The organism is Fictibacillus solisalsi (assembly GCF_900103485.1).
GTDB lineage: Bacteria > Bacillota > Bacilli > Bacillales > Fictibacillaceae > Fictibacillus_C > Fictibacillus_C solisalsi.
Genome location: NZ_FNHW01000007.1, coordinates 19,874 through 32,021, shown reverse-complemented (window position 1 = coordinate 32,021; position 12,148 = coordinate 19,874). Strand labels below are relative to the sequence as shown.

Genomic DNA, 12,148 nt, shown 5'->3' with positions numbered 1-12,148 from the left:
CCTAACTCCCCTTAATCATCATGACATTGAATTGAAGATATTTGATGGTTAATCGGTAAAACCAGCGCGTAAGGACAATGGAACCCACTACCATCAATACGCCTGCTCCCAGCGAAGTAAGCATGGCAAACACCCCCATGAGCCAATCGGGTGCACCGCTGAGCTGATGCCAGCTGAATAATAAGCCAAACGGAAACAGCAGCAATGCCAGGGATGATGCAAACAGACCGAGAAGTGTACCTGCAATCGCAAAAAACGGGCCGATAATAAAGATCAGGTTAAAGAAAACGAGTGCCACGGTTACAAGGATCGCCTTGCCAACCGAATCAGCGGACGGGACCGGCTTTGCCTCCTTCACACGAAACTCCGATTTTACTTCCCGCGCAATCGCCTGGGGCTGACCAAGAGAAACTGCGATTTCTTCTTCTGTTTTTCCTTCCTCAAGCCCTGACCGGAAGTGCTCCTCATAATCATATAAAATATCCTGCTGCTCAGCTTTCGGCAGATCCTGTAATTGTTCTTTCAGCTCGGACATGAATTTATTCTGCATGATCCCCTAATCCCTCCTTAACGATCAAGTTGACGCCCTCATAAAAAGTGTTCCATTCACATACCAGCGATTCCATGTAGGCTCTTCCTTCCTCTGTCAGCGTATAATACTTACGCGGGGGACCGCCGGTCGATTCTTTCAGATACGTCGAGAAGTACCCTTCCTTTGTCAGCCTTCGTAATAGCGGGTAAACTGTTCCCTCCGCAATGAAAAACTTTTCCGAGATCATTTGCACCAATTCATAGCCATATTTATCACCTTTCGCTGTGAGTACCAGCACACATAGCTCCAAAATTCCTTTTTTAAACTGGGCATTCACTGTGACCGCCGCCTTCTTCCCGCTTACGGGCTCTAAATGAGTATTTCGATGGGGAATACCAAGTATTTTTTGAAAAAATACAAGTTGATAAAAATATCTTAAAAATACCATATTCTTACTTTACAGCTATATAATAACATTCACTACTGTATAATGCAAGGTACTAAATAAAAAACAACCAGGTGACCATCCACCTGGTTGTTAACGGCTACTATTCTTTGGTTTCCATAAAATTGACGGCACCAACCTGTTCTGTCTTCTGTTCGTCTGCCTCTTGTTCGGTGCCGGCTCCATTATCAAAGGCTACCGTATCGCTTCCATAGTTTTTTGCGGTCACAAGGGCCGCATCTATCATTTTGCGAGTTTCTTCATCGTCCGTTTTGCCCTTTACTTTTACAGTAACTGTTGCTTTCGCTCCTGAACGGTCAGCATGGAGGGTTGTATCCTCTGGTACAGCCGGCACAAGCTTTTTGTCTTTATAGCCTTCTTTCATCTGATCCATGGCTTTCTCAAGGTTTTCAGCCGGCTTCGCAAAGGTGGTTGCGTTGCTGTCTACAAGAAATTCATCCCCCGTTGAGGTCATATAAGAAAAGGCGGGGCCTCCTCTTACTCCGTCAACATCCAATTCTTCCTTTGGACCCAGATTGGAAAATTCATAGCCTGGTTTCCCATCCGTTTCCAACTTCACCTTGGAATAGCCTTCACTATAACCAAACGTATAGCCCAACACTTTTGGAAGCAATGCTTCTTCAGAAGATGAGACAGATCCTGCCGGAAGATTAACAACAACCGCTCCCGCCTTTTCAGACAGCTTTGCCTGGTTCAGAAGTGTAGGCTGAAGACCGACCTTTTCCGGGTGGAACGAACCAAGCACATCCTCCACCTTATCCGCATACGTTCCTCCTCCCTTTACAAGAAAGGAGAGCGGGACCACCAACTCTGCCTGATCATCGCTATAGGCAACGGTCACCAGTGATTTTCCTTCTTTTAGCTGCTTATTCAGTTCATCCTTCATAAGAGGAGAGTGGTAGTTCTCATCACTTGATGCCTTGACTGTCACAGGAGGTGCTTCCTCATCTCCGCTGGTTTTATTATCCGCCGGGATCTCTTTTTGCGTTGATGGGGCAGTGCTGCCTTGATTTTTGTTCTGCGGCTTTTTAATTTTCGGATTCGGCCGGTCCTTTTCTTTCTCCTTTATGGGAGCATTATTTTCATGTTCGCTTGCATCCACTCTTCCTGCAGGCGGCTCAGGATCCCTAGCTACCACATCCGGCTTCACCTGGTTTCTGCCTGGCAGTGTGCGGTCCGGCGGGCCTGGTGCCGAAGCTTCCTTTTTGAAAAAAGGAAAGGGCATGAGAATGAAGACAATCGCCAGCAAACACGCCATGGCCAGACCCGGCATCATCCACGTTTTTTTGGCCGTTCTTTTATGTAAGGACGACGCTGTCAGTTTTCCTTCAATTTCATGGAAGATGAATTCTTTTGAACGTTTATCTTTAACAGAGGGCATTTTCTCCAGTTGTTTCTGAATCTCTTCTTCTGTCCATTTAGACGATTCCATCTTTCCATTCCTCCTCCAAACCAGGCCTCTGGTCGAGCAGCCCTTTAAGTTTCTTAAGGCCCCGATGCTGTGTAGTTTTTACCTTACTCTCCGTCCAGCCAAGAATTGCGGCTGTTTCTGAAATGGAAAGCGATTGGATATAACGCAGAACCAGTACCTGCTGCTGCTGGATCGTACAGCTGGCTAATGCGCGGTACAGTTCCTTGACCGATTCTTGTTGTGTGATGAACTCATCCGGAAGCGGTTGAAGATCCGCAAGCTGATTTTCCTTCTGCGACAGGTTGAAAAAAAGGAGTTTTTTCTTCCGCCGGTTTTGCTTGCGGATCCAGTCTATCGTGACATGCCTGGCAATCGAGTACAGCCACGTTTTTTCAGAGCTTTTTCCCTGAAACGTTTGGTATGCTTTTAACACCTTGATATAAACTTCCTGAACAATATCTTCCGCTGCCTCCCTGTCCCTGACCATATAAAAAATAAACTGAAACAGAGATTGATGATAGTCACCATACAACCGGTCAAACGAGTCATTCACTGCGTTGCCCCCCTGTCTATCTACTCATTAGTCGATACACCTGATCAAAAGGTTGCAAAAAAACCCAAATTTAAGTTTACTTCATTTCCTGTAAATGGCAATGTATAACCAGTTGATAAAATACGAGCCTAATTGACAGACAACCGTTTGTAACGAGGAAAACGTGGCGTTATTTCGACACAATCATTTATAACCCGGGAAATTATTCGTCTTTATGGCATAAAAAAATCGGGAGACATGGCTTACTCCCGACTGGTTGATGAAGAAATGCCGCTAATAAAAAACTCCTCAATCATTTCCCATGTTTTTTTATATTTTTTTTCTTCACCAAGCAGTGAAGAATGAAGTGCATTTCCGTCACGGATGGCCCAAAAAATTTGAGCAATGAATTCGGCATCCATGGGTTTGAATTCGCCTGATTCCTGCCCCTCTTCTATAATTTCCTGGATAAATCCAGTGAACTCCCTATACCGTTCCTCCATCAGCTTCATTAAATCCTCCTGACGGGCACTGTACAGCCAAAACTCTGTGTAGAGCCTGAAGGATTTTCGCCTCTCATCTGTAAGCAGCTGTTTCTGAAACCGCTGAAATAAAAACCGCAATTTTTCAGTGGCCGTCTTTAAGGTATGGTATTCGCTTTGAACCTCCAGGAAAAAGTCCTTTGTTTCTCCCTGAAGAAGCTGCAAATAGATTTCTTCCTTGCTGGTAAAGTAGTTATAGATAGCTCCTTTGCTTAAATTGGACACTCTCACAATATCGTCGATCGTGGTCGCCTCATATCCTTTTTCACCAAAACAGCGGAGCGCTCCCTGCAAAATTAAGTTTTTCTTTTCCTCTTTATACTGCTCTGAAACCTTTGGCATGCTTTTTCCCCCAATGTACTGATCTCATGGTTGTATGCACACCCTTTTCTGTGCGAACGTCCAAAACCCTTTTAATTTTCTGAAAATCCGGGGTGTTAAATTGTTTTTGACATATGCACCTGTTCAATGGTGGTCGAGAAACCTTCATTCTGTAACGCCCGGCATGCAGGTTCGTTGCTTTTGGGAAAATTGAAGGTCATGCGCTTGCAATCCGTAAGGGCGGGTTGAAATACAGAATGCAGCAAGCACAAGATCACATCTTCCTTCTCATTAATATCCGGTTTTCCTTCGCACTGATAAAGGACGATGCTCTCAATCTTGCCTTCACTGTTTCTGACGCATCGGTACAGCGCATATCCCACTGGTTCATCACCTGATTTTACTACCACTGCCTCAGCACTTGCCAGACCTTGGGCTTGTGTCTGCCATGGCGAAAAATGATTATAAAAATCAAGAACTCCTACCTCTTGCGGAAGAGCATGAACCACATTATAGTTTCCGTTGTAAGAGAAGGCATCCGTGGACAGACTTTCGTTAGAAACATAGAAAATCAGGTCATCGTTTTTTTTATACCCCATTTTCTCATACAGTTTAATGGCCTTTGTATTTTCGGAGATCGCTTCAAGCATAAGGTAGTTGACCCCTTCCTGCTTATATAGCTCCATGCAGGCTTTCATCAGTTCTTTGCCAGTCCCCTTTCCCCTGTAGCCGGGAACAATCCCTGTTCCTCCGTTCCAGGAAACCTGCTGGCCATTGATGGTTCTGAAACCATTCAGAACAAATCCTACCGGTTTATCTTGATCATAGACGACCAGGGAACGCTCCGGTGACAACTCCTCATTGGCCATCTTTTTTAATAGAGCATCCACCGTAAGATGAATATCTGTAAAATAATACTTAAACCCCTCATTGAACAGATGAACCGCTTCTTCAAAACTCAATGTGCTGAACTTTTTGAATGTCAACAATCCAATCCCCTCCAATAAAATGACTAGTCGTTTTATTTTATTTTTACACCAACTCCCTCTTCTAATCAACAACATTTCATCGACAAAAGGCGCAATATAAAAAGCTAAAGCAACTGTTTACGCTGCTTTAGCTTTCTTCAGGTTTTTTAGCTTATTAATAGATTTTGCCGCTGTCTTCTCCCGGCAGATCTCTGTCGTAATAACGGGAGTTCAGCGTGTTGTTGGTTCGGAAGGTATCGTAAACGTGTTCCCGGCGTTCCTTATCTGCGTCCACAAGAACAAGAATTTTTCCGCTTTCCACATAATTGTTATATTCCTCAGCCTCATCTTCAGGAATGCCCATACCAACCAATGCCCCGACCAGACCGCCAGCTCCAGCTCCAATGGCTGCTCCACCTAAAGTAGCCGCGATTGGACCTGCTGCTACAATTGGTCCGATTCCCGGAATCGCAAGGGCTCCAAGTCCAGCAAGAAGACCGCTCACACCTCCAAGAACACCGCCTGTCGCCGCACCTGCAGCAGCGCCTTCTCCAGCTTTGGTTCCCGTTTCATCCTCAATATGGCGCCTTTCTTCTTTATCCCGGGCGATTACAGAGATGTCACCTTCCGCATAGCCTCGTTCTCTCAACGAATTGATCGCAGACACCGCTTCTTCTTCTGTTGAAAAAACACCAACTATTTTTTTCTCATCCATTTGTAATCCCTCCAAATTTAGACTCTTTTCATTTGTTTGTGTTCCCCGGAACGTTTAATTTCAAACTATTTATTCTTCCATCAACTTTTTCAGGTGTTCATAATACTCATTCAGCTCTCTGGATTTGGAGGCAAGGAATTCTTTTTTATCCTGCTTGGTTTCCATGGCGTCCTGGCCTACGGAAACAATGTCATTAAAGACTTCTGTCGTCTGTTCTCCTACTTCCACATCTTCCTTTAGAAGCTGGCTGATCTCAGTGATTTTCTGGAGTCGGTCTTCATTAAAGTCTTCATTTTGAAGCTGTTGCCCCAAAAGAGAATACAGCACATTAAGGCGTTCTTTTGTTTGTGGTTTTAGCATATTGGCACCTTCCTTTTTTTCCTGTAGCACTTGTCTCCGTTAATTTACCCTTATGTCAAAAAGCTAATCTTTTTTTGCATGGTGACGAGGGCAACATCTACCTATTAAAGGAAAAAAGAGATGGGCATCGAAATGAATATACACAAGCTTTGAAGGAGGAAAACTGCTATGCATCATGTTGATCACCGGGCAGAGAAACCGGAAATTAAGACCTTTGATGAATTTTGGGTCTTTTATTTAGCGCAGCATTCCAAGAAAAGCACAAGGGCCTGGCATTTTACAGGTACATCCCTTGTCTTTATCTTTCTCGCACTCGGTGCCACGATAAACGCATGGTTTTTGCTGGCTGCTCCAATTACAGCGTATGGTCTGGCCTGGTACAGCCATTTTTTTATCGAAGGAAACAAACCGGCCACTTTTGGCCATCCTCTCTGGTCTTTGCGCGCCGATTTTAAAATGTTTTTCTTCACACTCACCGGAAGACTTGAGCATGAATTGAAAAAGAGATCATTTTAACTCTGTTTTCCAAAGCCCATTGAAGTATTTCCGGAGAAATTCGCTAAATTTCGCCTTCTTAAAACCCGGCAAATTCCACCATTGTCCCAGTAGATGTCCAAACCCTTCCAGCCATTTTTCATATTCTATATGGCAAGTAACTTTTTATAAAAATGCTGGAAGAAAGGAGATCTACACATTGTCTGGTTACAGAAATAATCGTCAAGGATTTGGATACGGATACGGCTATGGCGGCCCAGGATTCGCTGGTGGATTCGGAGGCGCTGGGGTTGGCGGCGTAGGATTCGGCGGTGTTGGCGGATTTGGCTATGGGTATGGATATCCGGGCTTTGGTGGCTGTGGTTTTGGCCGCGGCTTTGCGATCATCGTCGTTCTGTTCATTCTGTTGATTATCATCGGCTGTTCGTGGTGCGGAGGCGGCCATGATGATGGTGGCTTCATCAGCGGTTGCGGAAAAGGCGGCTGCTAATCCACCCATGGAGACAAGATTTTATATCTTGTCTCTTTTTTTGTTTTCTTGCAAAAAAACAGTGTGCTCTCCGCACACTGTTTGATTGACACTATTCTTTTTTGGTTTCCATGAAAGGCCACCAGTTTGCTTTTCCAAAGGTTTTGACCATAACGGGCACAAACAACGGCAAAATTACAAACGCATAAAGCAGCAGCCCGCTTAAAATAATGGTTGCAATCTGGAGAAGCGAGAGAACTCCTGAAGGATACATCGCAGCAAATGTTCCTCCCAGTATGACAACCGCTGAAATAATAACCGTCCCCATATTTTTCATGGATAACAGCATAGCTTCTTTAACAGAAAGCGACTTGTATTCGTTAAACCGGTCCATCAGGAAGATGCTGTAGTCTACGCCAAGAGCCACCAGAATGACAAAGGCAAAAAACGGCACTGCCCAGTTAATGCCCGAATACCCGAGCAGGTTCACAAAAATCGATTCGGTAAACGCCATGGCTGTATAGTATGTCAAAATCAATGAAGCGATAATGTACAGCGGCATGATAAAGGAACGCAGCATAATGATGAGAATAATCGCAATTCCCACTAGCATCAATACGACGGTTCTGGAATAGTCGGAAGCAGATATATCGTTCAGATCAGAATAGATACTTGTGACGCCGCTGATCCCAAACTTCGCATTTTCAAGGTTGGTGTCGGTACTTGCCCGCTTCACGGCTTTCTTGATTTCATCCACCTGGCCCAGTGCATCCTGTGAATACGGATTTTCCTTAAAAATCACGTCCAGTGTGGTCAATTTCCGGTCACCCGGCATGTACTCGTCAAACACCTGCTGAAACTCTTTATCTTTTAGAACATCCTCAGGCAAGAACCAGCCTGCCATCTCGGGATCTTTTGCTGAAGACAGCGACTGAAGGTAATCATTGGCCGAGTCAATTCCGCCAGATACCTTCTTTATGCCTTTGGCGCTGGAATTTAGCCCGTCAGACAGCTCTGCCAGCTGGGAATCCATTTGCCCGAGGCCGCTTTTCAGCTGTTCCTGCCCTCCGGCTATCTTCGCTAGCCCCCCCTGCACTTCAGGCAATTTTGCAATTACCTGCTGCTGGCCGGCTGCTGCTTTATTGATTCCTGACTCAAGCTCGCCAAGACCTGCCGAAATCGAACCAAGACCGTCAGCCAGTTGCTTTTGACCAGAAACCACCTTGCCGAGACCATCGTTTGCCTTACCCATATTGGCCTTAACGGTATTCAAGTTTCCGTTCAGCTGCTCGAGCCCGCCGGCCATCTTGCCGAGTCCTTCCTGCAATTGGGTGAAGGTGCCTTTAATGGCCTGATATTGCGGGTCTCTGTTAATATCCTGGTTTGGATCCTCACTGCTGTATTTGGATTCAAGATGAGCAAAACTGCCTTGCAGCTGGGAAAGGCCGTTAGCTGTAGTCTTCAGCTGCTGACCCACTTGAGCGTAACCGCCTTGCAGCTTTCCGAGTCCGTTCTCCATTGCCTGATAGCCGGAAAGAAGCTGTTGACTGCTGTTGGCCAGCAGATGCGCACTCGATTTCGCCTTCTCTACGCCGGCCTTCAAATCTCCTGCACCTTGGGAACCGTCACGCATCCCTTTTTCAATTTGGGAAAGCGCACCGGACAAGTCACCGATTCCCGACTTCAGTTTGTTAGTACCATTTACAAGTTCACCGATTCCATCGGTCGTTTGTTTCATTTTTGGCTGGGAATCATTTAAGCTTGAGCTTGCTTTGGAAAGACCCCCGCTGATTTTCTTCAGTCCGTCATTCCCTTTGGCCAGTCCGTCATCCAGTGACTCTGCCTGCTTGGTAACCTGCAATTCTTTTAATTGCTCACCAATTGGACGGGTGGCACTCCGCACCCGGTCAACACCGTTCACCTGCTCGACTTCCCGGCTGATCTTTTCAATCGTCGCCATATACTCTGAGCTGTCCATGGGTTCGTCGTTTTTCAGTACAATTTTGGCAGGAAGAGACTCTCCCGGTCCAAAGCTTTCTGAAATCACATTAAAGGCTTTAACAGAATTATACTTATCTCCGATTTCATCCAACGAATTGAATGATAGATCGCCGTCATAGGTTGCCAGAAAAGGAGTGACGATTGCAGCAACAATAATGAGGGTCAAGAGCGGGCGCTTAAATGAAAATGAACCGGCCGCTCCCCAAATTTTGCTTTGCTTGTGCTCCATTGCCGCTTTCGATGGCCAGAACAGCTTGCTGCCGAGAACCATCATAAAAAACGGCACCAGTGTTAATAGAGCAAGCAGCAGCACAGCTACACCGATCGCTACAGCCGAAGCAGATTGGTAGAGTTTAAAAGTGGAAAAACCAATCGCTGCAAAGCCGATCATCACGGCAAGGCCACTGAAAAATACGGTTCTGCCTGCCGTTTTATACGTGGCCAGAACAGCCTCCGGCAAGCTTTCATGCCTGCCCATTTCTTCCTTAAACCGGCTGAGCAAAAGGATGCAGTAATCGGTCCCGATTCCGAAAAGAACCGCAACCAGGAAAATTTGCGTGAACGTGGAGAGCGGGAAATTCCAGCGGTCCACCAAAAAGGCTACAATGGACTGTGCCGCAATATACGAGATTCCGACGGTTACAAGCGGAATGAGCGGTGCAACAAAGGAACGGAAAACGACAAACAGAACGGCCAGAATGAAAATGACGGTTATGTATTCCGTTTTCTTTAATCCTTCCTGTGAACTTGCCACCACATCCTCATCGATCATCCAGCTGCTCGTAAAGTAGTGAGGAACGTTAACATCCTTTAACTCACTATAGAGGGAATCGGAAATCTCGGCCGCTTCCTTGTTCGCCGTATTGACCGTCACAAGGGAAAGAACGGTTCTCCCATCCTTTGACGCAAGCTGATCCTTCAGCTCCTTATTTTCAAAATGGGTGAGAACCTCCGTAATCCCCGCATTTTTTTTATCTTGTCTCAATTGATGCATGGCGGTTTTTATTTCTTTGAGGTCATTACTGCTCAGTTTTTGATCCTTATGAAACACAAGCGCCACCTGTGATTCATCCGCTGATTTCTCTTTCTTGTCTACATCATCAAGAAGCTTCTGAGCGTAGCTGGAAGAATACCCGTCAGGAACGTTGATCTGCCCTTTTTCACGAACCAGATCCGCCATATTGGGTGCCAGCAGCACCAGGGCCGCAACCAGAGCAATCCAGACAACGGCAATAGCCCACTTTGCTTTTAGCACAGCTTTCATTCTGTTTCCCCTCTCCTATTCTTCATTCACCTGGGATGCCAGCTTTTCATACAGAGTTAAGAAAGTTTCTATCTCTTCATCACTGAACATTTTTAAATAAGGAGAAACCACTTCAAACACTTTTTCTTCTCCCCACTGAAAAACGTTAGACCCTTCCTCTGTCAATTTTAGATAAACGATTCTCCGGTCCTTTTCATCTCTGATCCGGTGAATGTATCCCTTTTCCGCCAGCCTCGTGACAATGGCGGTAATCGCACTTTTTTGCACACAAAAGGCTTCTGCCAGCTCTGTAGTCGTACAAGAGCCAAACCGTTTGATATAACTCAGTGTCATTTGCTGCTCAACGGTCAGCACATCCTGAAGCTGTTCTTTGATCATCGAACCAAACCGCTTGTTCACCGTAAAGGAAGCCGCTTCATACCGGCCGAAAATGCTTTTCCATTTACCAACATCCATTCTATTCACCTCTGTTTTTTATTAGACCATAATTAGTTCAAGAGTTGAACTGTTCAACAAAAGAACAATATGACAATTTGGTGACAAGTCTAAATCCAACAAAAAAACCGTCCTTTTAAAAAGGACGGTTCTAATGGTTTCCCTATGCAATCTGTTGCGCTTCTTCAAATTCTTTTTCAATTTCAGCTGATGGCTTTGCTGTCAGAAGGCTGACGGCGATAATGACAATTCCACATACGATGAATCCCGGAATAATCTCGTATACAGCTTCAAACGCTTTGATTTGTTCCCAAATAATAACGGTCAGGGTACCGGAAATCATTCCGAAGAACGCTCCCCATTTCGTCATGCGTTTCCAGTACAGGCTGAGAAGAACAACGGGTCCGAAAGCCGCTCCAAAACCCGCCCATGCATAACCCACAAGGTTGAGAATCGTTTTGTTTGGATGAAATGCCAGAAGAAGCGCAATCAGAGATATACCCAGAACCGCCAATCGGCCAACCAAAACCAGCTCTTTGTCCGAAGCGGATCTTCTGAAAAAGGCTTTATAAAAATCCTCGGTTACCGCGCTGGATGTCACGAGCAGCTGAGAAGAAATCGTACTCATGACCGCGGCCAAAATGGCTGCCAGCAGAAACCCGGTGATTAATGGATGAAATAATACATCTGACAATACGATGAACACCGTTTCCGGCTTCTCAAGCTTACCGCCGTTCAGGTGAAAATAGGCAATTCCCACAAGCCCGGTAAACATGGCGCCTACAATGGAAAAGATCATCCAGCCCATGCCAATTCTTCGGGCACTTTTCATTTGTTTTACAGAGTTAATGGCCATAAACCGGACAATAATGTGCGGTTGCCCGAAATATCCGAGCCCCCAGGCTAAAAGAGAAATAATGCCAATGATGCTTGTTCCTTTGAAGGCATCAAGCAATTCAGGATTAATGGAGTGAATCTCAGAAAAGGTAGTCCCTGTTCCGCCAAGATTGAAAATCGTGACGACCGGGACTAGGATCAATGCGATAAACATAATGGTGCCTTGAACAAAATCGGTCCAGCTGACGGCAAGAAAACCGCCAAACAATGTATACAGCACCACCACACTGGCGGTTAGCCAGATGCCAATGGAATAATCGAGATTGAATGCTGATTTGAAAAGTTCGCCCCCAGCTACCATGCCGGATGAAGCATAAAATGTAAAAAAGATTAAAATAACAATTGCTGATGTTATGCGCAAAATCCGTGAAGTATCCTTAAACCGGTTTTCAAAATAATCCGGAATGGTAATGGAATTGTTCGCGATTTCAGTATAGGTACGCAGCCGTGGAGCAACAAACAGCCAGTTCAAATAAGCTCCTAACGTTAATCCGACTACAATCCAGCCTGCGCTTAATCCCGAAACATACATCGCCCCGGGAAGACCCATCAACAGCCAGCCGCTCATATCGGATGCTCCGGCACTGAGTGCTGTAACTGCCGGCCCCAAATCTCTGCCTCCCAGCATATAATCCGATAAGTTGGCTGTCCGGCGATAGGCAAAATAACCGATCAAAAGCATCCCCGCCATATAAATGGCAATGGAGATCATTACTCCGTATTCCATTGTCTCTCCCCCT

13 protein-coding genes are annotated in these 12,148 nt (G+C 45.5%); 2 read left to right on the top strand and 11 right to left on the bottom strand.

The genetic code is table 11. From position 1 onward, the window contains the following. Position 1 precedes the first annotated feature (1 nt). The 8 genes from BLT53_RS22960 to BLT53_RS22925 all read right to left on the bottom strand — a co-directional run bounded on the left by BLT53_RS22960 (position 2) and on the right by BLT53_RS22925 (position 5,847). On the bottom strand, positions 2 to 550 hold the full coding sequence (locus BLT53_RS22960) for an HAAS signaling domain-containing protein (protein WP_090239355.1): 549 nt from the start codon (positions 548 to 550) through the stop codon (positions 2 to 4). Further along, positions 540 to 869, bottom strand: a complete 330-nt coding sequence (locus tag BLT53_RS22955; protein WP_090239353.1) for a PadR family transcriptional regulator — start codon at positions 867 to 869, stop codon at positions 540 to 542. The genes BLT53_RS22960 and BLT53_RS22955 overlap by 11 nt, the downstream gene beginning before the upstream one ends. Positions 870 to 1,080: 211 nt before the next feature. Further along, complete coding sequence (locus BLT53_RS22950; RefSeq protein ID WP_090239351.1) at positions 1,081 to 2,430, bottom strand: hypothetical protein; 1,350 nt, start codon at positions 2,428 to 2,430, stop codon at positions 1,081 to 1,083. Then, positions 2,417 to 2,962, bottom strand: coding sequence for an RNA polymerase sigma factor SigX (locus BLT53_RS22945; protein WP_090239349.1), 546 nt, complete (start codon positions 2,960 to 2,962; stop codon positions 2,417 to 2,419). The genes BLT53_RS22950 and BLT53_RS22945 overlap by 14 nt, the downstream gene beginning before the upstream one ends. A gap of 242 nt (positions 2,963 to 3,204) precedes the next feature. Further along, positions 3,205 to 3,825: a TetR/AcrR family transcriptional regulator gene (locus tag BLT53_RS22940; RefSeq protein ID WP_090239346.1), complete on the bottom strand. Its 621-nt coding sequence runs from the start codon at positions 3,823 to 3,825 to the stop codon at positions 3,205 to 3,207. Positions 3,826 to 3,920: 95 nt separating this feature from the next. Continuing rightward, complete coding sequence (locus tag BLT53_RS22935; RefSeq protein ID WP_170834481.1) at positions 3,921 to 4,793, bottom strand: GNAT family N-acetyltransferase; 873 nt, start codon at positions 4,791 to 4,793, stop codon at positions 3,921 to 3,923. A gap of 154 nt (positions 4,794 to 4,947) precedes the next feature. Then, positions 4,948 to 5,487 (bottom strand): general stress protein, encoded by a 540-nt coding sequence (locus tag BLT53_RS22930; RefSeq protein ID WP_090239342.1) that lies wholly within the window; start codon positions 5,485 to 5,487, stop codon positions 4,948 to 4,950. 69 nt (positions 5,488 to 5,556) lie between these two features. Next, a complete protein-coding gene (locus tag BLT53_RS22925; RefSeq protein ID WP_090239340.1) occupies positions 5,557 to 5,847 on the bottom strand; it encodes a hypothetical protein in 291 nt (96 codons plus the stop codon). A gap of 168 nt (positions 5,848 to 6,015) precedes the next feature. Here BLT53_RS22925 and BLT53_RS22920 point away from each other — a divergent pair, with 168 nt between their 5' ends. Both BLT53_RS22920 and BLT53_RS22915 read left to right on the top strand, forming a co-directional pair. Next, positions 6,016 to 6,363, top strand: coding sequence for an Mpo1-like protein (locus BLT53_RS22920; RefSeq protein ID WP_090239337.1), 348 nt, complete (start codon positions 6,016 to 6,018; stop codon positions 6,361 to 6,363). 178 nt (positions 6,364 to 6,541) lie between these two features. Beyond that, a complete protein-coding gene (locus BLT53_RS22915; RefSeq protein ID WP_090239334.1) occupies positions 6,542 to 6,832 on the top strand; it encodes a YjcZ family sporulation protein in 291 nt (96 codons plus the stop codon). 91 nt (positions 6,833 to 6,923) lie between these two features. On the opposite strand, the gene BLT53_RS22910 is transcribed toward BLT53_RS22915, so the two are convergent. The 3 genes from BLT53_RS22910 to putP all read right to left on the bottom strand — a co-directional run bounded on the left by BLT53_RS22910 (position 6,924) and on the right by putP (position 12,135). After that, positions 6,924 to 10,076, bottom strand: a complete 3,153-nt coding sequence (locus BLT53_RS22910; protein WP_090239332.1) for an efflux RND transporter permease subunit — start codon at positions 10,074 to 10,076, stop codon at positions 6,924 to 6,926. Between the two features lie 15 nt (positions 10,077 to 10,091). Continuing rightward, complete coding sequence (locus tag BLT53_RS22905) at positions 10,092 to 10,532, bottom strand: MarR family winged helix-turn-helix transcriptional regulator (RefSeq protein WP_090239315.1); 441 nt, start codon at positions 10,530 to 10,532, stop codon at positions 10,092 to 10,094. A gap of 142 nt (positions 10,533 to 10,674) precedes the next feature. Beyond that, positions 10,675 to 12,135, bottom strand: a complete 1,461-nt coding sequence (gene putP / locus BLT53_RS22900; protein ID WP_090239312.1) for a sodium/proline symporter PutP — start codon at positions 12,133 to 12,135, stop codon at positions 10,675 to 10,677. Between the last annotated feature and the right edge of the window lie 13 nt (positions 12,136 to 12,148).

Excerpts from the sequence above, each read along its gene's own strand:
- BLT53_RS22920 (WP_090239337.1), top strand. The coding sequence starts at position 6,016 with ATGCATCATGTTGATCACCGGGCAGAGAAACCGGAAATTAAGACCTTT.
- BLT53_RS22910 (WP_090239332.1), bottom strand. The coding sequence starts at position 10,076 with ATGAAAGCTGTGCTAAAAGCAAAGTGGGCTATTGCCGTTGTCTGGATT.
- BLT53_RS22940 (WP_090239346.1), bottom strand. The coding sequence starts at position 3,825 with ATGCCAAAGGTTTCAGAGCAGTATAAAGAGGAAAAGAAAAACTTAATT.
- BLT53_RS22930 (WP_090239342.1), bottom strand. The coding sequence starts at position 5,487 with ATGGATGAGAAAAAAATAGTTGGTGTTTTTTCAACAGAAGAAGAAGCG.
- putP (WP_090239312.1), bottom strand. The coding sequence starts at position 12,135 with ATGGAATACGGAGTAATGATCTCCATTGCCATTTATATGGCGGGGATG.
- BLT53_RS22960 (WP_090239355.1), bottom strand. The coding sequence starts at position 550 with ATGCAGAATAAATTCATGTCCGAGCTGAAAGAACAATTACAGGATCTG.
- BLT53_RS22950 (WP_090239351.1), bottom strand. The coding sequence starts at position 2,430 with ATGGAATCGTCTAAATGGACAGAAGAAGAGATTCAGAAACAACTGGAG.
- BLT53_RS22925 (WP_090239340.1), bottom strand. The coding sequence starts at position 5,847 with ATGCTAAAACCACAAACAAAAGAACGCCTTAATGTGCTGTATTCTCTT.
- BLT53_RS22905 (WP_090239315.1), bottom strand. The coding sequence starts at position 10,532 with ATGGATGTTGGTAAATGGAAAAGCATTTTCGGCCGGTATGAAGCGGCT.